We start from the raw sequence: 24,672 nt of genomic DNA on the forward strand, positions 1-24,672 counted from the left end.
AGTCGAACTTGCCTTGCTGCTCGATCACTTGAGGTTCCCCTCGTCGTCGGCCGGGGCGTGGGCCGGCTCACTGCTGCTGGACTGCTGGTGGGCCTGGGTGATGCCCGGGTGCTGCTTGAGGCCCTCCCAGAAGGCGCCGATCCAGTGCCCCGGCGGGAGTTCCTCGGTCTTCTCGGGTTCGGGTTCCGGGGCGGGCGCCGGGAATCCGTTGCGGGCCCGCTCGGCGACCAGGCGGGCCTCGCGCTCGGCGTCCTCGCGCTCCCACTTGGCCTGTTCGGCGAGGCGCTGGCTGAGCGGCATCTTGACCCGGCTGCGGCGCTGCGGAAGTCCGCCCGCCGTCCACTCGGTGACCTCCGGGACGTCGTCCTCCAGCAGGACGCCCGCCGGGATGCGGGGGCTGGTGGGGCGGCGCTTCTTGGGCCGGCGCTCGGGGCCGGGGAGGGCGTCCGGGCCGGGGGTGGGGATGGAGGTGGCGCCGATGCCGTGGGCGAGGCCGACGCCGGGCTCGGTGGTCATCATCTTGCTGGGCACGATGAGGATGGCCCGGACGCCGCCGTACGCGGAGGCGCGCAGCGAGACGTCCATGCCGAACTGCGTGCACAGCCGGCCGACGACGGACAGGCCCAGGCGCGGGTGCTGGGCGAGGTCCTGTACGTCGGTGCCGCGCTTGGCGTCCTCCAGCAGTCCCTCGATGCGGGCCCGGGACTCCTCGCTGAGGCTGACGCCCGCGTCCTCGATCTCGATGCAGACGCCGCTCTGCACCTCGGTCGCGGTGACGTGCACCTTGGCGCCGGGCGGCGAGTAGCGGGTGGCGTTGTCGAGGAGTTCGGCGGCGGCGTGGATGACCGGCTCGACCGCGGTGCCCTTGATGTTGACCTTGGCGATGGAGGCGAGGTTGATCCGGCCGTACTGCAGGATCCGGGACATGGCGCCGCGCAGCACGCTGTAGAGGGCGACCGGTTCGGGCCACTGGCGGCCGGGCCGGCCGCCGCCGATGACGGAGATCGAGTCGGCGAGGCGGCCGATCAGCGCGGTGCCGTGGTCGATGCGCAGCAGGTCGTCGAAGACCTCGGGGTTGCGCCCGTGGTCCTCCTCCATCTCGCGGAGTTCCTTGTTCTGCTGGTGGACGATCGCCTGGACCCGGCGGGCGATGTCGACGAAGGAACGCTCGGCGGACTCGCGCATGGAGTCCTGGTGGTCGACGATGTCGCACACCATGCGGATCAGCTTGCGCTGGGGCTCGCCGAGTTCGGTGTAGGTGGGGTCGACCTCGCCGAGGCGGCGCATCACCTCATGGGGGGTGCTGCCCGAACGCATGAAGTCCAGTACGTTGGGGATGACTTCGCTCCCCAGCCGGACCATCTCGTCGTAGTGGCTCGCGGCCCGGCGTTCCAAGTACGCGTTGTGACGGGCGTGCTCCTCGCGCATCACCCGCATCGCACGGCCGCGGCGCACCACTTCGACGCCCGCGAGGACCACCAGCAGCGTGGCGAGGGCGCCGCACAGGCCGACGGCGAGCCGGGCCGGTTCCGTCACGAGGGCGACGGCGGCCCCGGTGGCCGCGGCCATCAGTATGGCCGGCAGCAACAGCGTGCGCGCGTAGGGAAGTTCGCGGCGCCCTGGAGGGGAATCAACACTCACCATGTAGGCCCTCTGAAAACGAATCGGCGGGGATGGGGAAGCTTGCAGCGGGGTATCTCTGGGAGTTGTCGGGATCTTCGGCGCCATTGGGAACAAGCGCGCGATTTCACCCCAACTCGGTGCGCTGCGGGCGAGCTTAGTCCGAGCGGATCATCGCCGTGTCATATTCAGCAAGCACCTGAAACGGGCGTGGGGACTGGAGTAGCCTCGGACCCATTTGCACGGTGAGAGATCATTCGAACACACGGCGTGATGGTCAATGACCATACGAAAATCACTCACCGTGATGAGGGAAAGAGAGGCGTGCGTGCGTCCGGCGGCGCCGCTATGCGCGGAGGCCCGGCGGTGGAACCGCCGGGCCTCCGGAAGCGACGGTGACTAGCCCACCGACGAGTAGGCGACCACCCCGCGCAGCAGCCCGTCGACCGCCTTGCGCGCGTTCTTCGGGACCGTCGACCCCTCGCCGGGGGCGGCGGCCGCGATCTGGCCGAGGACGTCGATGACCTGCTTGCACCAGCGCACGAAGTCACCCGCGGGCATCTCCGCCTCGCGCAGCACCTCGTCCAGGCCCTTGCCGGACGCCCACATGTACGCGGCCCAGGCGAAGCCCAGGTCCGGCTCCCGCTGGCCGACGCCCTCGGTCTGGCTGATCCGGAACTCCTCCTCCAGCGCGTCGAGCCGGCCCCAGATGCGGACGGTCTCGCCGAGGGCGGCCTTGGCCTTGCCCGAGGGCACCTTCGGGGCCATCGCGTCGTCGGCGACCCGGGATTCGTAGACCAGCGCCGAGACGCACGCGGCGAGCTCGGCCGGGGACAGGCCCTCCCAGACGCCCTCGCGCAGGCACTCGCTGGCGAGCAGGTCCAGCTCGCCGTAGAGCCGCGCGAGGCGCTTGCCGTGCTCGGTGACCTCGTCGCCGCGCAGGTAGTCCATCTCGGTCAGCAGCGCCACGATCCGGTCGAAGGTGCGGGCGATGGTGTTCGTCCGGCCCTCGATACGGCGCTCCAGCTGCGAGGTGTCGCGCAGCAGCCGGTGGTAGCGCTCGGCCCAGCGGGCGTGGTCCTCGCGGTCGTCGCAGCCGTGGCAGGGGTGGGCGCGGATGGCCTTGCGCAGCCGGGCGACCTCCCGGTCGTCGGCGGCCTGGGAGCGCTTCTTGCGGGCCCGCTCCGGCGGGATGTGCCCGGCCTTGGTCCGCAGCGCGGAGGCGAGGTCGCGGCGGGACTGGGGCGAGCGCGGGTTGAAGGACTTCGGGATGCGCATCCGCTCCAGCGCCTCGACCGGCACCGGGAAGTCCATCGACGCCAGCCGCTTGACCTGGCGCTCGGCGGTCAGCACCAGCGGGCGGGGCCCGTCGTGGTGCTCGAAGCCGCGGTGGCCGTTGGACCGCCCGGCGGGCAGGCCCGGGTCCAGCACCAGCGCGAGACCCGCGTACTTGCCCGTCGGCACGTGGATGACGTCACCCGGCTTCAGCTTCTCCAGCGCCACGGCCGCCTCGGCGCGCCGCTGGTTGACGCCCTGCCGGGCCAGCTCGTTCTCGCGGTCCTTCAGCTCGCGGCGCAGCCGCGCGTACTCCTCGAAGTCCCCGAGGTGGCAGGTCATGGAGGCCTTGTAGCCCTCCAGTCCCTCCTCGTTGCGCTGCACCTGCCGGGAGATGCCGACGACCGACTTGTCCGCCTGGAACTGCGCGAAGGACGTCTCCAGCAGCTCCCGCGAACGGTGCCGGCCGAACTGCTCGACCAGGTTGACCGCCATGTTGTACGACGGCCTGAAGCTGGAGCGCAGCGGGTACGTGCGCGTGCCGGCCAGTCCCGCGAGGTGCTCGGGGTTCATGCCGCGCTGCCACAGCACGACGGCGTGGCCCTCCACGTCGATGCCGCGCCGTCCCGCCCGGCCGGTGAGCTGGGTGTACTCGCCCGGGGTGATGTCGGCGTGCTGCTCGCCGTTCCACTTGACGAGCTTCTCCAGCACCACCGAGCGGGCGGGCATGTTGATGCCGAGGGCGAGGGTCTCGGTCGCGAAGACGGCCTTGACCAGACCGCGGACGAACAGCTCCTCGACGACCTCCTTGAAGGTCGGCAGCATGCCCGCGTGGTGGGCGGCGATGCCCCGCTCCAGACCCTCCAGCCACTCGTAGTAGCCCAGGACGTGCAGGTCCTCGGTGGGGATGGAGGAGGTGCGCTCCTCGACGAGGGCGCGGACCCTGTGCCGCGCCTCCTCGTCGTTGAGCCGGAGCCCGGCGTACAGACACTGCTGCACGGCGGCCTCGCACGCGGCCCGGCTGAAGATGAAGGTGATCGCGGGCAGCAGCCCCTCGGCGTCGAGCCGCTCTATGACCTCGGGCCGGCCGGGCGTCCACATGCGCGAGCGCTGCCTGCGCTCCCGCTCGCGGTCGGCCTCGCGCATGTGCCGGCCGCGCCGCCGGTCCTGGTAGGAGGGGCGGCTGGCCTCCAGGCGCGCCATGCGCATGAGGTCGGGGTTGACGGCCTTCTTGTGCCCCTCTCCCTCCTCGAACAGGTCGTACATCCGGCGTCCGGCCAGCACGTGCTGGAACAGCGGCACGGGCCGGTGCTCGGAGACGATCACCTGGGTGTCGCCGCGCACGGTGTCCAGCCAGTCGCCGAACTCCTCCGCGTTCGACACGGTGGCCGAGAGCGACACCAAGGTCACGGACTCGGGGAGGTGGATGATCACTTCCTCCCAGACGGCGCCGCGGAAGCGGTCGGAGAGGTAGTGCACCTCGTCCATGACCACGTACCCGAGACCGAGGAGGGTCTGCGAGCCCGCGTACAGCATGTTCCGCAGGACCTCGGTGGTCATCACGACGACCGGGGCGTCGGAGTTCACGCTGTTGTCGCCGGTGAGCAGGCCCACCTTGTCCGTGCCGTAGCGGCGGCACAGGTCGGCGTACTTCTGGTTCGACAGCGCCTTGATGGGGGTCGTGTAGAAGCACTTCTTGCCCTGCTCGAGGGCGAGGTGGACGGCGAACTCGCCGACGATCGTCTTGCCGGAGCCGGTGGGCGCGGCGACCAGCACGCCCTTGCCGGTCTCGAGTGCCTGGCAGGCCTCGATCTGGAAGGGGTCGAGGCCGAAGTCGTACATCTCGCGGAACGAAGCGAGCGCGGTGGCCTGCTCGACAGCGCGTCGCCGCGCTGCCGCATACCGCTCGGCCGGAGAGAGATCCTCTGTCATCGTGCTTTCGAGCGTACCGGGCCGCACTGACAACAGGACGATCATTATCCGGATCGGCCCCGTGGGGGCTCCATGGAGGCTGCGTGAGCGCTCCGGCGGGGCGGCGACCCGCGTCGCCACCGCCCCGGTGTGCCTCAGGTCACGTCGTCGTAGCCGTTGACCCGGTCCTTCGTGGCCTGCTCGGGCAGGGCGCGGGCGGTCGTCACCGGTTCGATCTCGCCGATGTCGTCGGGGGTGAGGTCCAGCTCGGACGCCTCGTCGTCGTCGGGCTCCAGGGCCTCGCGACGGGCCCGGCGACGGTCGTTCAGCAGGGAGATGGTGACCGCGGCGAAGTACAGCACCCAGATCGGTCCCGCCAGCATGACCATCGTCAGGGGGTCGGTGCTCGGCGTGGCGATGGCCGCGAAGAGAGTGATGCCCATGATCATGGCGCGCCACCAGCCGAGCATCCGCTTGCCGGTCAGCACTCCGGTGAGGTTGAGCATGACCAGCAGCAGGGGCAGCTCGAAGGAGAGGCCGAAGACGACGACCATGCGTGTGACGAGGTCGAGCAGCTCGTCCAGCGGCAGCAGGTTGTCGACGTCGCTCGGCGTGAACTCGATCAGCACCTTCGCCGAGGTCGGCAGCACCGCGTAGGCGAAGTAGGCGCCGACGAGGAAGAGCGGGGCGCCGGTGCCGACGAACGCGTAGGCGTACTTCTTCTCGCTCTTGTGCAGGCCCGGGGCGACGAACGCCCACAGCTGGTAGAGCCAGACCGGAGAGGCCAGCACGATGCCGGCCGTCAGGGACACCTTCAGAGCCAGGGTGAAGGGGCCGAGCAGACCGTTGATGGTGATCTGCGCACACGGCTCCGCGCCGGCCTGCGACTGGGCCAGCTCCGCGAACGACTTCTCACAGCCGATCGACTCGAGGATCGGCTCGGTGAGGACGTTGATGATCTCCTGGTAGAAGAAGGCGGCGGCCACGGTGACGACGACGATGGCCAGCAGCGCCTTCGCGAGCCGGTTGCGGAGCTCACGAAGGTGCTCCGCGAGGGGCATCCGCCCTTCGGGGTCCCTCTCCTTGTTGCGGGCAGACTTCAGCAACCCACGTTCCCATCTCGTGCGGCGGGCCGGAGGTCACCGGCCCTGCGTCAGCGCTTGGTCGTGTCCGTCGGCTCGGTGACCGGCCGGGAGCTGGTCACGTCGCCGGGGGCGGCCTGAATAGTGCGCTTCGCCGCGGTCTGCTCGGGGTTCGGCGGGTCGGCGGGAGCGGAGTCGTCGGACTTGCTCTCGCTCTTCATCGCCTTGGCCTCGCTCTTCAGGATGCGGGCGGACTTGCCCAGCGAGCGCGCCATGTCCGGAAGCTTCTTCGCGCCGAACAGCAGGATGATGACGACGAGGATGAGAATGATCTCGGGGGCGCCGAGCCTTCCGAACATAAGTCTTTACCTTCTCACCGAGGCGGCTGGGTGGGGGTGCTGTCCGACCGGTCGGACATGTGCCCGATCGATCGTCTTGTGCAGCGATCGTAACGCTCAGGGGTGAACGTGAGGCAATCCCTGTGCATACTCCCGTCCGCGGCCGGGCCTCGTTTTCCGGACCGCGACCAGCAGCGTACCTGGCGCCCTCTGCGAGGTGACAGGGCGAAGTGCCCCGATTCGCGACTCACAGCGCGTCCACAGCGCGGGCGGCGCTCTCGGTGGCCCGTTCCAGGTCCTCCGCGGCCCGGCCGATCCGCCGAGCCGAGTCCGTCACCTGCCTCCCCAGACGCTGCGCCTCCACGAACACCTTCACGGCGAGCACCGCGAGGACGGCGAGACCAAGAAAACCCACGGCAACGGCGAACATCGGCCAGAACATGACGCCGACCCTAGACGGTGGAGTGCAGCCGCAGGGTCCTGACCCCGCCGCCGGTGAGCAGCTCCACGACCCGCTCCCCCGCCGGCTTGCGGACGGCGGAGCCGCACTCGGGGCACGTGAACGAGTAGAACGTGGTGCGGCTCGTGGCGCCGATGGCCAGGCGCAGGGCGCTCGCGGCGAGTTCGAACCGGCCGCGGCAGTCCGGGCAGCCGGCCTTGAACACGACCGGCGAGACGCGTCTCATGCCGGCGAACGCGGTCGCCGCCGTCATGCCCGGCATCCCCGGCCCCACGGACTCGCTCACAGTCCTCGCTCCTGCCTGTCGTGCTGCCCCTCGCCCGGCCCGCGCGGCGCCCCGACCGCCTCGATCCCGTCGTACGCCGCCAGCGCCTCGCGGGCCGCCTGCCGTGCGCTGTCGGCGAGCTCGGGCGGGGAGACGATCCGGCCGTCGCGCCCCAGCCGCAGCGCCAGCCGCCGCAGGGAGGCCGGGTCGGGGGTGCGCAGCGTGATGCGCAGGCCGCCGTCGGGGAGTTCATCGGCGCTGTCGTGCGGGTAGTACTCGGCCACCCAGCGTCCGCCGGGACCGACCTCGACGACGACCTCGGGGTCCTCGGCGGCCGGCTGCACCAGCCCCTCCGACAGGTCCCGCAGCTCCACCTCGGGCGGCGCGGACGGCTCGTCCAGGATGCGGATCTCGGCGACCCGGTCGAGCCGGAAGGTGCGCCGCGCCTCGGAGCGGCGACACCATGCCTCGACGTAGGTGTGGCCCACGCTGACCAGCCGGATGGGGTCGATCTCCCGCTCGGTGACCTCGTCGCGGGCAGGTGAGTAGTAGCGGATCCACAGCCGGCGGCGCTCGGAGATCGCCCGGTCGACGTCGGCGAAGACGCCGCCCTCGGACTCGAAGGTGACGGACAGGCGGGAACTGGCGCCCGCGGCCTCGCCGGCCGAGGTCTCCACCTTGGCCGTCGCCCGCAGCAGCGCCTGCCGGTCGCTCTCCCGCAGGCCGGGCAGAGTCGCTACCGCCCGGGCGGCCACCAGCAGCGCGGTCGCCTCGTCGGCGGCCAGCCTCAGCGGCTCGGCGGCGTCCGCGCCGAGGGCGGCCGGATTGTGCCACCAGATGCGCTCGCCGTCGGTGTCGATGTCGAGCAGATCGCCGCCGCGGAAGCTGGTGCCGCACATGGGCAGCACGTCGAGGTCGGAGACCAGCTCGTCCTCGGTGATGCCGAAGGCGCGCGCCACGTCCTCGACGCGGGCGCCGGGACGCTCACGCAGATACGTCACCAGGGACAGCATCCGTCGGGTCTGGTCGATGGCGTTCACGGGCCTGACCGGTTTGCCTGCCACAGTGTTGTCCGCTCCCCCTCAGCCCTTGGCCACGGCACGCAGCCGGTCCACCACGTCCGCGCGCAACTCCGCCGGCTCCAGCACCACCACGTCCGGCCCGAACTCCACCAGCCAGGCGTCCAGGCCGTGCCCGTACGGAATCTCCAACTCGTCCCAGCCGTCACCCAGTTCCCGCACCGCGGTGGCCTTCGCCCGAAGGGGGTAGCCGGCGCCCGTGCGCAGCCGGATCAGCGCGGAACGGTCGGCGGTCTCCCCCGCCCAGCTCGCGACCGTCTCGCGGACGGTGACGACGTCGGGCACGGGCGCGGTGAACCGCGCGCCGCGCGAACGCACCCTGCCGGTGATCCGCGACAGCCGGAACACCCGCTCCGCACCGCGGTCGCGGTCGAACCCGGCCAGGTACCAGTGGCCGCGCCAGCACTCCAGCGCCCACGGCTCCACATGCCGGGGCTCCGGCTGGGCGGCGTTGGCCTTGCGGTAGTCGAAGACGACCGGACGGCGGTCGCGGCAGGCCAGCATCAGCGGCTCGAAGGCCGCCTCGTGCACCGGGATACGGGGCTCCAGCGCGCTGTGCGCCTCGTACGGGTCGACGTCCTCGGGCAGCCCGGCCGCCCGCAGCTTCTGGAGGGCGCCGCTGGCGGCACCGGCCAGCCGGGCCTGCTGCCACACCTTGGCGGCGAGCCCCAGCGCGGCGGCCTCCTCGGCGTCCAGGGTGATCGGCGGCAGGCGGTTGCTGTCGCGGCGGGCCAGATAGCCCACCTCGCCCTCGAGGCTCTCGACGGTCTCGATGACCAGCCCGAGCTCCCGCAGGTCGTCCTTGTCCCGCTCGAACATCCGGTTGAAGGAGTCGTCGGAGCCCGCCTCCAGGTAGGCCTCAATGGACTGGCGCAGCTCACGCTTGCTCAGTGGCCGCCGCGTCCCCAGCAGGCACAGCGCCAGGTTCATCAGCCGCTCGGCCTTGGCAATGGCCATCGACGCCCTTCTCCCTATGGTGCTTACGACGGATGACCGTACCGCCCCGCGGTGGCCCGGCAAAAGCCGAGGGCCCATGCCCGGACAGGCATGGACCCCAGGTGACCGGCTCTGATCGCTGTCCCTCGGACTTCGATCGGACGTCGGACTTCGGACTCCGGTCAGACTCCGAGCAGATCGACCACGAAGATCAGCGTCGAGCCGGGCGGGATCGCCGGGGTCGGGCTCTGGTCGCCGTAGGCGAGGTGGGGCGGGATGGTCAGCTGACGACGGCCACCGACCTTCATGCCCTGCACGCCCTGGTCCCAGCCCGCGATGACGCGGCCGCCACCGAGCGGGAAGCGGAACGGCGTACCGCGGTTCCAGCTGGCGTCGAACTCCTCGCCCGTGCTGAAGGTCACGCCCACGTAGTGGACGGTCACGGTCTGACCGGCCTCGGCAACCGGGCCGTCGCCCTCCCAGATGTCCTTGATCTCGAGGTCCGCCGGGGGCTCGCCGCCCGGGAAGTCGACCTCGGGCTTGTCGATGCTCACGTGTTCAGCTCCTGCTTGTCTGCGGAAAGGCAACGTCCCCAAGTCTTACATCTCCGGGGCGTCACATCTTCGCGAGGATGTCCACGGAGAACACCAGCGTGGAGTCCTTCTCGATGCCGCTGCCCTGCGGCGGGTTGTCTCCGTACCCCAGGTCCGGCGGGATGACGATGAGGACGCGGCTGCCGACCTTCTTGCCGGTCAGCCCCTGCGCCCAGCCCTTGACGACCTGCTGGAGCGAGAACGACGTCAGCTGCTTCCTGCCGTACGTCGAGTCGAACTCCTTGCCGCCGTCCCAGACCACGCCCTTGTACTGCACGAGCACGGTGTCCTGGGCGCCGACCTCCGCGCCGTCGCCCTCCAGCACGTACTCGGCGACGAGCTTCTTCGGCGCGTCGGCCTTCGGCACCTCGATGGAGGGGGCCTTGCCGTCGGTATCGGTGCCGACCTCGGGCAGCGCGGCGTCGTCCTGGGGGACCTTCTTGCCCTTGGCCGAGCTCTTGGCGTTGAAGGTGTCCTGCACGTCGACCACGAAGACCAGCGTGTCGTCGCCCTTGATGCCCGCCTGCTCGTTGCCCTGCTCCCCGTACCCCCAGGTGGGCGGCACGGAGAACTGGACGCGGCTGCCGGTCTTCTTGCCGGTGAGCGCGTACCGCCAGCCGTCGATGATGCTGCCCTTGGAGAGCTGGATGATCAGAGGCGTCTTGCGGTCGTAGGAGTTGTCGAAGACCTTCGCGCTCTGCCAGACCTGGCCCAGGTAGTCCGCCGACACGAAGTCGTTCTCCGCGACGGCCTTGCCGCCGCCGGCGATGACCGTCTTCACCGCGAGGTCCTTGGAGGGCTCCCCGCTGCCCTTGGCGACGGTCGGCTTCTCACCGAACTTCGTCCCCGCGGTGATCGCCGGCAGCGGACCGTCGACGATCTTCGGAGCCGGAGCCGCCGAGGTGGCCGACGCCTCGGGCGTCGCGCTGTCGCCGGCGTTGCTCGAGCCGGAGTCTTCGTCGCCGCAGGCGGCGAGCGTGACCAGTCCGGCGGGAACGGCGATGAGGAGGGAGCGTCGGCGCACGGTGGGGGCCTCGTATCGGTATCGATCGGTGTTCATGTCATGGACGGCGTGCGCGCAACTCTACGGCGTGAGAAGGGCACCGTACGGCTAACGTACGGTGCCCCTGTGACGTTCCGCCCCTTCACGAGGGAAACGGGCGTCTCACCCTTTCGCCCGGCCCGCCCGGCTCACATCCCGGCGATCAGCTTCTCCACCCGGTCGTCCACCGAACGGAACGGGTCCTTGCACAACACGGTGCGCTGCGCCTGGTCGTTGAGCTTGAGATGGACCCAGTCGACGGTGAAGTCCCGACGCTGCTCCTGAGCACGCCGGATGAAGTCACCGCGCAGCCGGGCCCGAGTGGTCTGCGGCGGCACGGACTTGCCCTCGAAGATCTTCAGGTCGTTGGCGACCCGGGCGGCCTGCCCCTTCTTCTCCAGCAGGTAGTAGAGACCACGACGGCGGTGGATGTCGTGGTACGCGAGGTCTATCTGCGCGACCCGCGGATGCGACATGGTCATGTTGTGCTTGGCCCGGTACCGCTCGAGCAGCTTGTACTTCATGACCCAGTCGATCTCGGTGTCGATGCGGTCGAGGTCCTCGGTCTCGATCGCGTCCAGCGTCCGGCCCCACAGCTCCAGCACGCGCTCGACGGTGCCGGTGCGGATACCGCGACGCTCGCAGAAGTCCACGGCCTTCTCGTAGTACTCCCGCTGCACCTCCAGCGCGGAAGCCTCCCGGCCGCTCGCCAGGCGCACCTTCCGCCGCCCGGTGATGTCATGGCTGACCTCACGGATCGCCCGGATCGGGTTCTCCAGCGTGAGGTCACGCATCACGGTGCCCGCCTCGATCATCCGCAGCACCAGGTCGGTGGCACCGACCTTGAGCAGCATCGTCGTCTCGGACATGTTCGAGTCGCCCACGATGACGTGCAGACGCCGGTACCGCTCGGCGTCCGCGTGCGGCTCGTCGCGCGTGTTGATGATGGGCCGGGAACGGGTCGTCGCCGAGGAGACGCCCTCCCAGATGTGCTCGGCCCGCTGACTGACGCAGTACACGGCGCCCCGCGGCGTCTGCAGCACCTTGCCCGCACCGCACAGCAACTGCCTCGTCACCAGGAACGGGATGAGGATGTCCGCGAGCCGCGAGAACTCCCCGTGCCGGGCCACGAGGTAATTCTCGTGACAGCCGTAGGAGTTGCCCGCGGAGTCGGTGTTGTTCTTGAAGAGGTAGACGTCGCCCGCGATTCCCTCCTCGTGCAGGCGTCGTTCGGCGTCCACCAGGAGTCCTTCGAGAATGCGCTCGCCCGCCTTGTCGTGGGTGACGAGTTCGATCACGTTGTCACATTCGGGTGTGGCGTATTCCGGATGCGATCCCACGTCGAGATAGAGGCGGGCCCCGTTGCGCAGAAAGACATTGCTGCTGCGGCCCCATGACACGACACGGCGGAAGAGGTACCGCGCCACCTCGTCAGGCGACAGGCGGCGCTGTCCCCTGAACGTGCACGTGACGCCGTACTCGTTCTCCAGCCCGAAAATGCGGCGGTCCATGACTGAACATTACGCCTGATGACCCGAACTGAAACGGGGTTCGACGGCACGGTTCGGATCATTTTCCGATGAAGCCGCAACCACCGCCCGCCGCGCGGGAGCTGCGAGGACCCGTCCGGTGCACAGGAGGACGAGCAGCGACACGCCGCCGGCCGCGGCGGGCACGGCGAACCCCCACAGCGCCCCGCCGTGCTCCACGACCGGCCCCGCCAGGCCCGTCCCCACCGAGGCGCCCACCGTGAAGGTCGTCACCAGCCACGAGAACGCCTCCGTCACCGTGCCCCGCGGCGCGTGCAGGTCGACGAGGACGAACGCACAGGCGATGCACGGCGCCAGAAAGACACCCGCGACCACGGTGAGCAGCACCATGGCCACCACGCCCGGCGTCAGCGTCAACGGCAGGTAGCACACCGCCAGCAGACCCACCAGCAGCCGCAGCCGCCGCGCCGGGTCACCCGACCACTGCCGGGCCCCGTACACCGCTCCCCCGATCAGCGCACCGAGCCCCAGGGCCGCCATCAGCCAGCCGTACACGGCGTCGCCACCGTGCTCGTCGGCATACGGCACGGAGGCGACCGTGATGGAACCGAGCGCCATCCCGATGAACAGGAAAGCACCCAGCAACGCCAGCAGCCCCGACGAACGCAGCGCACCCAGCCAGTGCGCCTCGCGCGGCGCCGACCGCCACGCACGCGAAGGGGGCGACGCCACCACGGACAGCGCCCCGAGGACGCCCACCACGTTCAGCACCAGCAGCGCCACCTGCGGCGACCACAGCGACACGCACACCGTCACGAGCAGCGGGCCGACGGTGAACATGACCTCCTGCGCCACCGCGTCCATCGCGTACGCCGTGTGCACCTGGTCCTCCTTGCGCAGGACGCTGGGCCACAGCGCGCGCAGACCGCCCTCCAACGGCGGCGTGAACAGCCCCGCGGCACCCACGGCGAGGTACGCGACGGCGACCTGACCGGTCCCGGCGAACGCGAAGCCGCCCATGGCCAGCGCGGACAGCACCGCGGCCGGCAACTGCACCCGCGGCTGCCCGTACAGGTCCACGAGCCGCCCCAGCACGGGCTGGCCCACGGCGTTGGCGACGCCGTACACCGCGGCAAGCGCACCCGCGAGGCTGTACGAACCGCCCTCCGCCCGCACGAACAGCACGATCGCGATCGCCGCCGTCGCGTTCGGCAGCCGCCCCACGAGCGTCCCGGCGAGCAGCCGGACGGCGTGCCGCGCCCGAAGAATGTCCAGGTACCCGGCGACCACGACCAGCCCCTTCCGAACGGACCCCGCGAAGTTTTACGTATAACGTGTCCCGTCATACGTACCATGGCGGCTGTTCACGAGTCCAGACGAAAGCGCAGGCGAACGGTGGCACGAGGCAGCACCCGCCCCACAAGCCGGGACGTCGCCCAAGCCGCCGGCGTCTCCCAGGCCGCCGTCTCCCTCGTCCTCGGCGACAAATGGCGCGGCCGCGTCTCGGAACCCACCGCCCAACGGGTCCGCGACGCAGCCCACCGGCTCGGCTACCGGCCCAACCTCGCCGCCCGCAACCTCCGCCTCGGCCGCACCCGCACCGTCCTCCTGGTCGTCCCCGCACTCACCACCGAGTTCTTCGCGGAGGTCTACACCGGCGCCGCACGCGTCGCCGCCGAACACGGCTTCGGAGTAGTCCTCTACCCCTCCCCCGAAGGCGTCGGCCCCGCCAGAGACCCCTTCGCCTCCGCCCAAGCCGCCCTCGACGGCGTGATCGCCTCCTCCATGGCCGCCGACGCACTCACCGCCATCCGCGGCGACCAACTCCCCCTCGTCATGCTCGACAGCGACCCGGAAGGCAGCCTGGGCGCCGCCACGGTCAACCTCGACATCACTGACGGCATCCGCCAGGTCGCGGAACACCTGCTCACCCTCGGCCACCGCCGCTTCCTCCACCTCGCCGCCGACGTCCCGTCCTGGACCTTCGACATCCGCGCCCGCGAACTGGCCGCACGCCTCGCCGACACCCCCGGCACCACCCTGCGCACGGCCCACGCCCCCATCTCCATCGAAGGCGCCCGGGCCGCCACGGAGACCGCCCTCGCGGCCCCCGGACCCCGACCCACGGCACTCGTCTGCGACGACGACAAACTGGCGGCAGGCGCCTACAAAGCAGCCCGCCGCGCCGGGCTCCGCATCCCCGACGACCTGTCCGTCACCGGCCTCGACGACCTCGGCCTCGCCACCGCCATCGACCCCGAGCTGACCACCGTGCGCCTCGACGCGGAACTATTCGGCGAACGCGGGATGCACGCCCTGCTGGCGGTCATGGAAGGACGGACGCCCCAGGAGGGCGACATCCCGGTACACCTGGTCGTACGAGGCTCCACGGCACCGCCACCGCAAGACTGAACGGCGCCGGGCACAAGGCCCGACGCCGCTCCAAGGCTCTCGCGCAGCGGCCGCCCGCTACTCCTCGCCCTTGTCCCCGCCCTCGTCCTCGTCCGGCAGAGACAGGTCTTCGGCAGCTCCGGCACCGGCACCAGAAGCCAGCAGCCGCGACAGCTGAGCCCCCACGATCCGCTTGAACTTCCGCTTCTGCGGCCGCGTACGATCCAGCACCGCGACCTCCAGCCGCTCCGCCGGAATCTCCCGCTCACTGCCGTTCGTGTCCCGCGACAACGCCTGCACCGCCAGCTTCAGCGCCTCGGCCAGCGTCATGTCGTCACGGTGCCGCTGATCCAGGTACCCGCTGATCTGCTCGGCGTTGCCCCCGACCGCGACCGAACCGTGCTCGTCCACGATCGAACCGTCGTGCGGCAACCGGTAGATCTGATCCCCGTCGGCACTGTCACCGACCTCGGCGACGACCAGCTCCACCTCGTACGGCTTCTCGGCCTGGCTGGAGAAGATCGTGCCCAGCGTCTGGGCATAGACGTTCGCCAGACCGCGGGCCGTCACATCATCCCGGTCATAGGTGTAACCACGCAGGTCGGCGTAGCGCACACCACCGATCCGCAGATTCTCGTACTCGTTGTACTTACCGGCGGCCGCGAAACCGATCCGGTCGTAGATCTCGCTGAACTTGTGCAGCGCACGGGACGGGTTCTCACCGACGAACACGATGCCGTCGGCGTACTGCAGCACGACCAGGCTGCGGCCACGGGCGATGCCCTTGCGGGCGTACTCCGCCCGGTCCGCCATCGCCTGCTGGGGTGAGACATAGAACGGCGTCGACACCGGTTATCCGTCCCTTTCTGGAGAAGTCACTGAACCACCTGACAACACGACCGACCGCGCCCGCTACAGCAACGCGGCCCGCGGACCGTCCGGCTGCTCCAGCCGCCGCTCCAGCACCGAACGGGCGAGCCCCGAAGCCTCGTCCTCACTCAGCCGGCGGAAGCCGTCCTCGGTGATCACAGTGATGATCGGGTAGATCCGGCGCGCGACGTCGGGACCACCGGTCGCCGAGTCGTCGTCCGCCGCGTCGTACAGCGCCTGCACCACGAGCGTCGTGGCCTGCTCCTCGGTCAGGTCCTCCCGGTAGAGCTTCTTCATCGCACCACGGGCGAAGATCGACCCCGACCCGGTGGTCGCGTAGCTCTGCTCCTCCGACCGCCCGCCCGTCACGTCGTACGAGAAGATCCGCCCCCGGCCACGGTCCACGTCGTACCCCGCGAACAGCGGCACCACGGCCAGCCCCTGCATCGCCATGCCCAGATTCGAGCGGATCATCGTCGACAGACGGTTCGCCTTGCCCTCCAGGGACAGCTGCGCGCCCTCGACCTTCTCGAAGTGCTCCAGCTCCAGCTGGAACAGCTTCACCATCTCCACGGCCAGACCCGCCGTACCCGCGATGCCCACCGCCGAGTACTCGTCGGCCGGGAAGACCTTCTCGATGTCCCGCTGGGCGATCATGTTGCCCATCGTGGCCCGCCGGTCACCGGCGAGGACCACACCACCGGGGAACGTCACCGCCACGATCGTCGTCCCGTGCGGCGCCTCGACGACACCCTGCACCGGGGGCAGCTGCCGGTTGCCCGGGAGCAGCTCCGGCTGGTGCTCGCCGAGGAAGTCCATGAAGGAGGAGGACCCAGGCGTCAGGAAGGCAGCTGGTAGACGCCCGGTGCTACGAGTGTTGGCTTCCACGCGATTCCTTCCACGTAAGCTGCAGCCCGCCTTATGGCATCGGGCCGATCCTTGAACTGCCCCAGGGCTGCGTTGCAGCTGAAGCACAGTACGCCACGGACCCTACCCGTCTCGTGGCAGTGATCCACATGCGCGGCGGGAGCCGCAAGACCTTGTCCGCTCGGGAGTCTTCACCCTGGCTCGGTCTGCGGCGAAGGCCGCCCGCGGTGTGACCTCTCCGCACCGCGAGCAGCGCTTCTCACGTGCCCCTCCCGCACCTGCGAACCCCCACAGCACACCTTCATTTCGAAGGCGAATGCGGCCTACTGGCCACCCTTCTGGACGAAGGAGCGCACGAAATCCTCGGCATTCTCCTCGAGTACGTCGTCGATTTCGTCGAGGACGGAGTCCACGTCGTCGTTCAGCTTCTCCTGGCGTTCCTTGAGGTCCTCGGAAGCCTGCGCGTCCTGCGCCTGCTCCTCGACCTCCTCGGTGGACCGCGTGGCCTTCTGCTGTCCGCCGCCGGTGTCCTTGGTCGCCATAACCCTCACCCCGCTCGGTTCGCCCGACACAGTTGCTCGGTCAAGATCAGACCCTACAAGCCGGGTCCGACATCGGCCCCGCGTTTCTCCAACGAACGGGGGCCATCTCGATGGTTCCCGGACGGGGTGGGTTTCCACCCCGTCCGGCGGTCTCGTTCGTGTACCGTTCCGTCCGCTCACCCGCCGGTCAGGACCCTGACCAGGTCTTCCGCGGTACGGCAACGGTCCAGCAGCTCCTTGACGTGATTACGCGTTCCGCGAAGCGGTTCCAGGGTTGGGACCCGCTGGAGGGAGTCCCGGCCCGGAAGATCGAAGATCACCGAGTCCCAGGAGGCCGCCGCGACGTCGTCCGCGTACTGCTCCAGGCAGCGTCCGCGGAAGTAGGCGCGGGTGTCCTCCGGCGGCTTCGTGCGGGCCCGCTCGACCTCGTTCTCGTCCAGCAGCCGCTTGATGCGGCCGCGGTCCACCAGTCGGTTGTAGAGGCCCTTGTCGGGCCGTACGTCGGCGTACTGGAGGTCGACGAGGTGGAGCCGGGCGGCGTCCCAGTCGAGGTCGTCGCGGCGTCGGTAGCCCTCCATGAGCTCGCGCTTGGCGACCCAGTCGAGTTCGCCGGCGAGGCTCATCGGGTCGTTCTCGAGCCGGTTGAGGGTGTCCTCCCAGCGGCCGAGGACGTCCTTGGTCTGGTCGTCGGCGTCGGCGCCGTAGCGTTCCTCCACGTATTTGCGGGCCAGCTCGTAGTACTCCATCTGGAGCTGGACCGCGGTGAGTGTGCGGCCGCTACGGAGGGTGACCAGGCGCTTGAGCGTCGGGTCGTGCGAGACCTGGTGGAGGGTGCGTACGGGCTGGTCGACGGCGAGGTCGACGGCGATGAAGCCGTCCTCGATCATGGAGAGGACCAGGGCGGTCGTGCCCAGTTTCAGGTAGGTCGAGATCTCCGACAGGTTCGCGTCGCCGATGATCACGTGGAGGCGCCGGTACTTCTCGGCGTCGGCGTGGGGTTCGTCCCGGGTGTTGATGATGGGGCGCTTCAGCGTCGTCTCCAGGCCGACCTCGACCTCGAAGTAGTCGGCGCGCTGGCTGAGCTGGAAGCCGTGTTCGTGGCCGTCCTGGCCGATGCCGACGCGGCCGGCGCCGGTGAAGACCTGGCGGGAGACGAAGAAGGGCGTCAGGTGGCGCACGATGTCGGAGAAGGCGGTTTCCCGCTTCATCAGGTAGTTCTCGTGCGTGCCGTAGGAGGCGCCCTTGTTGTCGGTGTTGTTCTTGTAGAGGTGGATGGGCTGGGCGCCGGGCAGCTGGGCGGCCCGCTCGGCGGCTTCGGCCATGATGCGTTCGCCGGCCTTGTCCCAGAGCACGGCGTCGCGCGGGTTGGTGACTTCCGGAGCGCTGTATTCGGGGTGGGCGTGGTCGACGTAGAGCCGTGCTCCGTTGGTGAGGATGACGTTGGCGAGGCCGATGTCCTCGTCGGTGAGCTGGCTGGAGTCGGCGGCCTCCCGGGCGAGGTCGAAGCCTCGCGCGTCCCGCAGCGGGTTCTCCTCCTCGAAGTCCCAGCGGGCCCGGCGGGCCCGGTGCATCGCCGCCGCGTAGGCGTTGACGATCTGGGATGAGGTGAGCATGGCATTGGCGTTGGGGTGGCCGGGGACGGAGATGCCGTACTCCGTCTCGATGCCCATTACTCGCCGTACGGTCATGCGGCCCTCCTTGCCCGGCGGTGCCCGTGGTGGGCGCCGCTCGCGTACCGCTGGCGCTCCGATGCGTGTGCGGTGCCCGTCCCCGCACTGCGCGACTCGGCGGTATGGAAGAGCCTAGAACGCCTTTGCGCTGGTGGGGAGATCATTTGCGGCATTGCCTTGCTCCAGTCGGGGCTCCGGAAAGCAGTCGGCTGCGGGTACCCGCTGAGGGGACCCGCAGCCGCCCTGCCTTTTACAGGTACTGACCTGTGTTGGCCACCGTGTCGATGGAGCGTCCGGTGTCCGCGCCCTGCTTTCCGGTGACGAGCGTACGGATGTACACGATCCGTTCGCCCTTCTTTCCGGAGATGCGGGCCCAGTCGTCCGGGTTGGTGGTGTTGGGGAGGTCCTCGTTCTCCTTGAACTCGTCCACGCAGGCTTGGAGGAGGTGGGAGACGCGAAGGCCCTTCTGGTTCTTTTCCAGGAAGTCCTTGATCGCCATTTTCTTGGCGCGGCCCACGATGTTCTCGATCATGGCGCCGGAGTTGAAGTCCTTGAAGTAGAGGACTTCCTTGTCGCCGTTGGCGTAGGTGACTTCCAGGAAGCGGTTCTCCTCGGATTCGGCGTACATCTGTTCCACCGCCGTCTGGATCATGCTCTGGACGGTGGCCGCCTTGTCCTTGTCGTGTTCGGCGAGGTCGTCGACGTGGAGCGGGAGGCGCTCGGTGAGGTACTTGCCGAAGATGTCCTTGGCCGCTTCGGCGTCGGGACGTTCGATCTTGATCTTCACGTCGAGTCGGCCGGGCCGCAGGATGGCGGGGTCGATCATGTCCTCGCGGTTGGAGGCGCCGATGACCACCACGTTCTGCAGGCCTTCCACGCCGTCGATCTCGGCGAGCAGCTGCGGGACGATGGTGTTCTCCACGTCGGAGCTGACGCCGGAGCCGCGGGTGCGGAAGAGGGATTCCATCTCGTCGAAGAAGACGATGACGGGGGTGCCCTCGCTGGCCTTCTCGCGGGCTCGCTGGAAGACGAGGCGGATCTGCCGTTCGGTCTCGCCGACGTACTTGTTGAGGAGCTCGGGTCCCTTGATGTTGAGGAAGAAGCTCTTGCCGGCGGCTTGGCCGGTCACTTCGGCGACCTTCTTGGCCAGTGAGTTGGCGACCGCCTTGGCGATGAGCGTCTTGCCGCATCCGGGGGGCCCGTAGAGCAGGACGCCCTTGGGGGGACGCAGCTCGTGCTCCTTGAACAGGTCGGGGTAGAGATAGGGGAGCTCGACCGCGTCTCGGATCATCTCGATCTGTCCGCCGAGGCCACCGATCTGCTCGTAGCCGATGTCGGGGACCTCTTCGAGGACGAGTTCTTCGACCTCGCTCTTGGGGACGACCTCGTAGACGTAGCCGGATCGGGGTTCGAGCAGGAGGGCGTCGCCGGGGCGGATGGTGACGCCCCGCAGCGGCTCGGCGAGCCGCACGACCCTTTCCTCGTCGGTGTGCCCGAGTACCAGGGCGCGTTCGCCGTCCTCGAGGATCTCCTTGAGGGTGACGATGTCGCCGACGCTCTCGTACTCCATGGCCTCGACCACGTTGAGTGCTTCGTTGAGCATCACTTCCTGGCCGCGTCGTAGCTCGTCGAGCTCGACGCTCGGGCTGACGTTCACCCGGAGTTTGCGGCCGCCGGTGAAGATGTCGGCGGTGCCGTCCTCGTTGGCCTGCAGGAAGACGCCGAAGCCTGCCGGTGGCTGGGCCAGCCGGTCGACTTCCTCCTTGAGGGCCACGATCTGGTCGCGGGCCTCGCGGAGGGTGCTGGCGAGTCGCTCGTTCTGGGCGGACACGCCGGCCAGGTTGGTCTGCAGTTCGACGATCCGCTCTTCGAGGATTCTCGTGTGTCGCGGAGATTCGGCGAGCTTGCGTCGCAGGACGGCGATCTCCTGCTCAAGGTAGGCCACCTGCCCGGCCGGGTCGTCGGACCCGCGTCCCGGGCGGATGCCGCGGTTCATGTCGTCGTCGTGGGCTGCCACGGTCCTCACCTCCTCCAAGGGGAGCTGGACGCTTCCAGACCCTACCTGGGTGGGTGTCGATTGAAACCCCTAGATCACAAAGACTGTCGGGGTGTGTCCGATCTTCACCCTTGCGCTCTCCCTCACGCCAGGGGAATACCCACGGAACGTGGATGGAATCCAGGCGGGGGTAGGGTCGAAGTGTTCAACACCCGTCAGAGCTGGCCGGATTCCCGGTCGGCTCGGCGCAGGAAACGGCAGGAGATATGAGCGTGCAGCAGGAGGCCGGAGTCGGCGGCGAGGCTCTGGAGGTCTGGATCGACCAGGACCTGTGTACCGGTGACGGCATCTGCGCCCAGTACGCGCCTGAGGTGTTCGAGCTGGACATCGACGGTCTGGCCTATGTGAAGGGCGCGGACGACGAGCTCTTGCAGAGTCCGGGGGCGGCAACGCCCGTGCCGTTGCCGCTCCTCACGGACGTGGTCGACTCGGCGAAGGAGTGTCCGGGCGAGTGCATCCATGTGCGTCGCGTTTCGGACAGGGCCGAGGTCTACGGTCCGGACGCAGAGTGACCGAAATGTAACTCGATCCGCACGCTGAGTGACTGTTGTGTGCTGGGTCACGCCCTCTGCTCAGGGGTCTCCGGTCATACGGCGCGGGCCTGGGACGGCGTGTCGCGGACGAACGCGCCGTTCTCCCAATGCCACTTCACGTCGTCGGTGACGTCGGGGCAGCAACTGGGCACGTCGGCCGAGGAGTAGCCGAGCAGTGTGGCGTGGACGCCGCCGCCGCGCACCGCGAAGTCGGTGACCGTGCGGCGGTCGGCCGGGTCCACGAGGGTGGCCACGACGCGGGGCTCGCCGCCCTCGGCGTCTCGCGTGAGGACGTACACGCCGTCGGGCGGGGTACCCATGGGCGCGTCGCAGTGCACCACGGCCACCGTTTCGGGGCGGCCGTCGCCGTCGAGGTCGCCGGAGGCCTTCTTCTGCACCACGGCCTCGACCGGACCGCACTCCAGGGGGAACGCCACGGAGGCCGGGTCGGGCGGCACGGTGTGCGCGGGGGTGTTCTTCTGCTCGGTGCCGGGGGGCTGTGCCGCCGTCGCGGCGTCCGGCTGCAGGACCGAGGAGAGGGCGACCACCGCGGCTAGGGCCGTGGCGGTGGCGACCCAGTGGATCGGGCGGGTGTGCGTGTGGGACAGGTCCGGAACGGCGGGGTGCTGCACGAGGAGTGTCTCCTGTGAGGGCTGTGCCGGTGGGGGTGGCCAGCATCGTGCCACACGTCACAGTGCGGGGGAACGGCGGGGTGGGTATCGGGGGCGTTTTCCGGGTCCGGTCGGGTCCGGTGGTGCTCCCGTCGCCCTCTTGGTCCCGGCGCCCCTGGCGTTCCGGCGCCCCTGTCGTCCTGTCGTCCCGTCGTCGGGGTGCGGCAACATGACGACGCCGTGGTGGAGTTCCCGGACGGGCCCGGGAACTCCACCACGGCGTCAGTACGTTGTACGCGGCACCGGGCCGTCTCAGCGGCCGGAGCCTCCGCCGGCGTTGGGACCGTCGTAGTCCTCGCCGTAGGCGCCCTTGGCGGGGCGGCGGCGGCGCATGGGCGGCTCGACGCCGTCGGCGAGACGGCGGGCGGTGAGCAGGAAGCCGGTGTGGCCGATCATCCGGTGGTCCGGGCGGACGGCGAGTCCCTCGACGTGCCAGTTGCGGATCATGGTCTCCCAGGAGGTCGGCTCGTTGAAGCAGCCGATCTCGCGGATGGACTCGACGGTCCGGGCGAGCTGGGTGGTGGTGGCCACGTAGCAGCAGAGGATGCCGCCGGGCACGAGTGCCTTCTTGACGACGTCCAGGCACTCCCAGGGGGCGAGCATGTCGAGGATGACGCGGTCGACGTCGCTGTCGGACAGGTTGTCCTGGAGGTCGCCGACGGTGAGCTGCCAGGCGGGGTGCGGGCCGCCGAAGTAGCGCTCCACGTTCTGCTTCGCGATGTCGGCGAAGTCCTCGCGGCGCTCGTAGGAGTGCAGCATGCCCTGGTCGCCGATGGCGCGCAGCAGGAAGCTGCTGAGGGAGCCGGAGCCGACGCCGGCCTCCACGACGCGTGCGCCGGGGAAGATGTCGGCGAAGGCGAGGATCTGTCCCGCGTCCTTCGGGTAGACGACGGCTGCCCCGCGGGGCATGGAAAGGACGTAGTCGGGGAGCAGGGGGCGCAGCGCGAGGTAGGCGACGTTCCCGGTGGTGCGGACAACGCTGCCCTCGGGAGCGCCGATCAGTTCGTCGTGGGGGAAGGAACCCTTGTGGGTGTGGAAATTCTTCCCGGCCTCGAGCGTGAACGTGTAGTGGCGGCCCTTGGGGTCGGTCAGCTGAACCTGGTCCCCGACCTTGAAGGGCCCGCGCCTGCGGGCGGCACCGGTCGGTTCGGACATGTGACCAGCCTACCGGTCCCGGGCGGGGCCGCCGACCACGCCGGTGACCGGGCCGGTGGTCGGGGCCGGTGGGCCGCTCCGGTGGCCGGGGCCGGTGGTCAGGAGGGGCGGGCCATGGCCTTGACGAAGGCGCGCTCGACGTCGGCCGCGGAGAGGACGCCGTAAATCTCGCCGGTCTCCTCGACGACCAGGTACTCGGTGGCCGGGTTGGCGCGCAGGGCGTCCAGGAGTTCCTCGCCGGACAGCTCGGCGGAGACGCGCATGCCGTCGGTGAGGTCCTGGGCGAGGGTGCTCACCGGGACCCAGGGGCGGCGGTGCTCGGGTACGCCGACGATGGCGGCCTCGCGGACCAGTGAGACGGGGGCGCCGTCGGCGTCGACGACGACCAGGGCGCGGGCCCCGGAGGCGTTGGCGCGGCGCAGCGCTTCGGAGAGGGGTGTGTCGGCCGGGACGGGGACGGCGCGCCGGGTGAGGGCGCGGGCGCGCAGTTCGGGGAGGTGTTCGCGCAGGCGGGCCATGCGGAGGCTGTTCCCGGCGCCGGTCCAGATGATCGCGGCGAGGATGGCGGCGAGCAGGGCGTCCATGACGGTGTCCATGCCGACGTCGTCCGCGGCGTCGGAGCCGAGGGACTGGGTGAGCAGGGGCAGGCCGATCAGGACGGCGATGGCGAGGGCGCGGCCGATCCAGGCGGCGGCGATGGTGCCGCTCATCGGCTTGCCGGTGATCTTCCAGACGACGGCGCGGAGCATCCGTCCGCCGTCGAGGGGGAGGCCGGGCAGCAGGTTGAAGGCGGCCACGAGGAGGTTGGAGATCATCAGGCCGGCCAGCAGGACGCCGGGGACCGAGTCGGGTTCCACGGGGAGCAGGGCGGCGTAGAAGACGCCGGCGAGGACCAGGGAGAGCAGGGGGCCCACGAAGGCCAGCACGAACTCCCGGCCGGGGGTTTCGGCCTCCTTCTCGATCTCGGAGACGCCGCCGAAGAACTGGAGCTGGATGCGGCGCACCGGGAGCTTGAAGCGGAGGGCGGCCACGGTGTGGGCCAGCTCGTGGACGAGGACGGAGGCGTAGAAGGCGACGGCGAAGAAGAGGGAGACCAGGTAGCGGGCGGCGCCGAGCTCGGGCAGCACGCGGTCGAGCTGTCCGCCGAAGACCCAGGTGATCAGGGCGGCGACCAGGAACCAGCTGGGCGCGACGTACACGGGTACGCCGAAGGGCCGGCCCATCAGCAGCCCGCCCCCGGGTTCGGGCTTGCGCTGCGGAGGCTTCCCCGGCCCGGATCCGCCGTCGGTGTGGGGGTCGGGGCGGGCGGCACCGGGCACCCTCGGTCCCCGCGTCCCGGTCTCGGGCGTCACGGTCCCGGGCGTCACGGTCCCGGGCGTCTTGGTCTCAGGTGTCTCGGGTTCCGGCTTCCCGGGGCCCGGTGTCGCGGAAGCCCCCGCCCCCGGGGCGGGCGTCCGGGAACCCTGCGGCTCGGAGCCGGGGGCCTCGGTGTCCGGCGTTCCAGGGGTGTCCGGCTTCGGGGCTCGGGTTCCGGAGTCGTCCGTCGGCGGACGGGCTCCGGTGGGCTCGGGCGCCGTCGGGGCGGGCTGTCCGTGGTGCTCGTCCGCCGGCCCGGGCCCGTCCGCGGGTCGTTCCCCGGGCGGGCCGGTGTCCGCGGGCTCCGGCCGGGCGGAGCCGGAGGCCGGGGCAGTGGGTTCTGCCCGGGGCTCGGCCGACTCGTCGTTGCCGGGCCGCGGCCGCCCGCTCCCGCCGCTCACGTCCACGGTGTCCCCTCGTTCGAAGCGTCTCCCGCGCCTGCCGGGCGGGAGGGTACTCGTGTCGATGGT

General features: G+C 70.0%; 22 protein-coding genes and 1 pseudogene. 2 read left to right on the plus strand and 21 right to left on the minus strand.

Features of this window, described 5'->3' with window-relative positions:
* Nucleotides 1–24 precede the first annotated feature (24 nt).
* The 12 genes from ACLIN4_RS07025 to ACLIN4_RS07080 all read right to left on the minus strand — a co-directional run bounded on the left by ACLIN4_RS07025 (nucleotide 25) and on the right by ACLIN4_RS07080 (nucleotide 13,381).
* Entirely contained in the window at nucleotides 25–1,644 is a 1,620-nt protein-coding gene (locus ACLIN4_RS07025; RefSeq protein WP_411575588.1) for a sensor histidine kinase, read from the minus strand.
* A gap of 375 nt (nucleotides 1,645–2,019) precedes the next feature.
* Complete coding sequence (locus tag ACLIN4_RS07030; protein ID WP_100047311.1) at nucleotides 2,020–4,872, minus strand: DEAD/DEAH box helicase; 2,853 nt, start codon at nucleotides 4,870–4,872, stop codon at nucleotides 2,020–2,022.
* A gap of 89 nt (nucleotides 4,873–4,961) precedes the next feature.
* Nucleotides 4,962–5,912, minus strand: coding sequence for a twin-arginine translocase subunit TatC (tatC, locus tag ACLIN4_RS07035; RefSeq protein WP_107476814.1), 951 nt, complete (start codon nucleotides 5,910–5,912; stop codon nucleotides 4,962–4,964).
* Nucleotides 5,913–5,959: 47 nt separating this feature from the next.
* Nucleotides 5,960–6,247, minus strand: coding sequence for a Sec-independent protein translocase subunit TatA (gene tatA / locus ACLIN4_RS07040; protein ID WP_107476813.1), 288 nt, complete (start codon nucleotides 6,245–6,247; stop codon nucleotides 5,960–5,962).
* A gap of 226 nt (nucleotides 6,248–6,473) precedes the next feature.
* Nucleotides 6,474–6,668 (minus strand): hypothetical protein, encoded by a 195-nt coding sequence (locus ACLIN4_RS07045; RefSeq protein ID WP_100047308.1) that lies wholly within the window; start codon nucleotides 6,666–6,668, stop codon nucleotides 6,474–6,476.
* A 10-nt stretch (nucleotides 6,669–6,678) separates the two neighbouring features.
* Nucleotides 6,679–6,948, minus strand: coding sequence for a hypothetical protein (locus ACLIN4_RS07050; RefSeq protein ID WP_043377226.1), 270 nt, complete (start codon nucleotides 6,946–6,948; stop codon nucleotides 6,679–6,681).
* Nucleotides 6,949–6,968: 20 nt separating this feature from the next.
* Complete coding sequence (locus ACLIN4_RS07055) at nucleotides 6,969–8,015, minus strand: helix-turn-helix transcriptional regulator (protein ID WP_100047307.1); 1,047 nt, start codon at nucleotides 8,013–8,015, stop codon at nucleotides 6,969–6,971.
* 18 nt (nucleotides 8,016–8,033) lie between these two features.
* Nucleotides 8,034–8,987 carry a helix-turn-helix transcriptional regulator gene (locus tag ACLIN4_RS07060; protein WP_107476812.1) on the minus strand — a complete coding sequence of 318 codons (954 nt, stop codon included), beginning with the start codon at nucleotides 8,985–8,987 and terminating at the stop codon, nucleotides 8,034–8,036.
* A 161-nt stretch (nucleotides 8,988–9,148) separates the two neighbouring features.
* Entirely contained in the window at nucleotides 9,149–9,520 is a 372-nt protein-coding gene (locus ACLIN4_RS07065; RefSeq protein ID WP_100047305.1) for an FKBP-type peptidyl-prolyl cis-trans isomerase, read from the minus strand.
* 61 nt (nucleotides 9,521–9,581) lie between these two features.
* Entirely contained in the window at nucleotides 9,582–10,583 is a 1,002-nt protein-coding gene (locus tag ACLIN4_RS07070; protein ID WP_411576742.1) for an FKBP-type peptidyl-prolyl cis-trans isomerase, read from the minus strand.
* Between the two features lie 167 nt (nucleotides 10,584–10,750).
* Complete coding sequence (gene pafA, locus ACLIN4_RS07075) at nucleotides 10,751–12,112, minus strand: Pup--protein ligase (RefSeq protein ID WP_043374854.1); 1,362 nt, start codon at nucleotides 12,110–12,112, stop codon at nucleotides 10,751–10,753.
* A 9-nt stretch (nucleotides 12,113–12,121) separates the two neighbouring features.
* Complete coding sequence (locus ACLIN4_RS07080) at nucleotides 12,122–13,381, minus strand: MFS transporter (protein WP_107476810.1); 1,260 nt, start codon at nucleotides 13,379–13,381, stop codon at nucleotides 12,122–12,124.
* Nucleotides 13,382–13,486: 105 nt separating this feature from the next.
* Here ACLIN4_RS07080 and ACLIN4_RS07085 point away from each other — a divergent pair, with 105 nt between their 5' ends.
* A complete protein-coding gene (locus ACLIN4_RS07085) occupies nucleotides 13,487–14,503 on the plus strand; it encodes a LacI family DNA-binding transcriptional regulator (RefSeq protein ID WP_179342325.1) in 1,017 nt (338 codons plus the stop codon).
* Between the two features lie 57 nt (nucleotides 14,504–14,560).
* On the opposite strand, the gene prcA is transcribed toward ACLIN4_RS07085, so the two are convergent.
* The 6 genes and pseudogenes from prcA to arc form a co-directional block, all read right to left on the minus strand.
* Nucleotides 14,561–15,331: a proteasome subunit alpha gene (prcA, locus tag ACLIN4_RS07090; RefSeq protein ID WP_381913603.1), complete on the minus strand. Its 771-nt coding sequence runs from the start codon at nucleotides 15,329–15,331 to the stop codon at nucleotides 14,561–14,563.
* Nucleotides 15,332–15,394: 63 nt separating this feature from the next.
* Nucleotides 15,395–16,240 carry a proteasome subunit beta gene (gene prcB, locus ACLIN4_RS07095; protein ID WP_100047301.1) on the minus strand — a complete coding sequence of 282 codons (846 nt, stop codon included), beginning with the start codon at nucleotides 16,238–16,240 and terminating at the stop codon, nucleotides 15,395–15,397.
* Nucleotides 16,192–16,389, minus strand: a pseudogene (locus ACLIN4_RS07100) (endonuclease VII domain-containing protein); the annotation flags it as partial. The gene prcB and the pseudogene ACLIN4_RS07100, both read right to left, overlap by 49 nt.
* Before the next feature lie 153 nt (nucleotides 16,390–16,542).
* Nucleotides 16,543–16,761, minus strand: a complete 219-nt coding sequence (locus tag ACLIN4_RS07105; RefSeq protein ID WP_053128307.1) for a ubiquitin-like protein Pup — start codon at nucleotides 16,759–16,761, stop codon at nucleotides 16,543–16,545.
* Nucleotides 16,762–16,937: 176 nt separating this feature from the next.
* Nucleotides 16,938–18,449, minus strand: a complete 1,512-nt coding sequence (dop, locus tag ACLIN4_RS07110; protein ID WP_354671089.1) for a depupylase/deamidase Dop — start codon at nucleotides 18,447–18,449, stop codon at nucleotides 16,938–16,940.
* Between the two features lie 232 nt (nucleotides 18,450–18,681).
* The gene (gene arc, locus ACLIN4_RS07115) at nucleotides 18,682–20,448 is read right to left on the minus strand and encodes a proteasome ATPase (RefSeq protein WP_100047299.1); all 1,767 of its coding nucleotides are present in this window, start codon (nucleotides 20,446–20,448) and stop codon (nucleotides 18,682–18,684) included.
* Nucleotides 20,449–20,693: 245 nt separating this feature from the next.
* Here arc and ACLIN4_RS07120 point away from each other — a divergent pair, with 245 nt between their 5' ends.
* Complete coding sequence (locus tag ACLIN4_RS07120) at nucleotides 20,694–20,999, plus strand: ferredoxin (RefSeq protein WP_100047297.1); 306 nt, start codon at nucleotides 20,694–20,696, stop codon at nucleotides 20,997–20,999.
* A 74-nt stretch (nucleotides 21,000–21,073) separates the two neighbouring features.
* Here the strand turns inward: ACLIN4_RS07120 and ACLIN4_RS07125 are convergent, their stop codons facing one another.
* The 3 genes from ACLIN4_RS07125 to ACLIN4_RS07135 all read right to left on the minus strand — a co-directional run bounded on the left by ACLIN4_RS07125 (nucleotide 21,074) and on the right by ACLIN4_RS07135 (nucleotide 24,609).
* Nucleotides 21,074–21,652, minus strand: coding sequence for a hypothetical protein (locus ACLIN4_RS07125; RefSeq protein WP_289909223.1), 579 nt, complete (start codon nucleotides 21,650–21,652; stop codon nucleotides 21,074–21,076).
* Between the two features lie 291 nt (nucleotides 21,653–21,943).
* A complete protein-coding gene (locus ACLIN4_RS07130) occupies nucleotides 21,944–22,846 on the minus strand; it encodes a tRNA (adenine-N1)-methyltransferase (protein ID WP_107476806.1) in 903 nt (300 codons plus the stop codon).
* 98 nt (nucleotides 22,847–22,944) lie between these two features.
* Nucleotides 22,945–24,609, minus strand: coding sequence for a site-2 protease family protein (locus ACLIN4_RS07135; RefSeq protein WP_289909224.1), 1,665 nt, complete (start codon nucleotides 24,607–24,609; stop codon nucleotides 22,945–22,947).
* Nucleotides 24,610–24,672: the final 63 nt, after the last annotated feature.

The sequence above is a fragment of the Streptomyces mutabilis genome (assembly GCF_046628145.1).
GTDB classification, from domain to species: Bacteria; Actinomycetota; Actinomycetes; order Streptomycetales; family Streptomycetaceae; genus Streptomyces; species Streptomyces mutabilis.

Coding starts and splice junctions, on each gene's coding strand:
- ACLIN4_RS07025 (WP_411575588.1), bottom strand. CDS start 1,644: ATGGTGAGTGTTGATTCCCCTCCAGGGCGCCGCGAACTTCCCTACGCG.
- ACLIN4_RS07030 (WP_100047311.1), bottom strand. CDS start 4,872: ATGATCGTCCTGTTGTCAGTGCGGCCCGGTACGCTCGAAAGCACGATG.
- tatA (WP_107476813.1), bottom strand. CDS start 6,247: ATGTTCGGAAGGCTCGGCGCCCCCGAGATCATTCTCATCCTCGTCGTC.
- ACLIN4_RS07045 (WP_100047308.1), bottom strand. CDS start 6,668: ATGTTCTGGCCGATGTTCGCCGTTGCCGTGGGTTTTCTTGGTCTCGCC.
- ACLIN4_RS07050 (WP_043377226.1), bottom strand. CDS start 6,948: ATGCCGGGCATGACGGCGGCGACCGCGTTCGCCGGCATGAGACGCGTC.
- ACLIN4_RS07060 (WP_107476812.1), bottom strand. CDS start 8,987: ATGGCCATTGCCAAGGCCGAGCGGCTGATGAACCTGGCGCTGTGCCTG.
- pafA (WP_043374854.1), bottom strand. CDS start 12,112: ATGGACCGCCGCATTTTCGGGCTGGAGAACGAGTACGGCGTCACGTGC.
- ACLIN4_RS07105 (WP_053128307.1), bottom strand. CDS start 16,761: ATGGCGACCAAGGACACCGGCGGCGGACAGCAGAAGGCCACGCGGTCC.
- dop (WP_354671089.1), bottom strand. CDS start 18,449: ATGACCGTACGGCGAGTAATGGGCATCGAGACGGAGTACGGCATCTCC.
- ACLIN4_RS07120 (WP_100047297.1), top strand. CDS start 20,694: ATGAGCGTGCAGCAGGAGGCCGGAGTCGGCGGCGAGGCTCTGGAGGTC.
- ACLIN4_RS07130 (WP_107476806.1), bottom strand. CDS start 22,846: ATGTCCGAACCGACCGGTGCCGCCCGCAGGCGCGGGCCCTTCAAGGTC.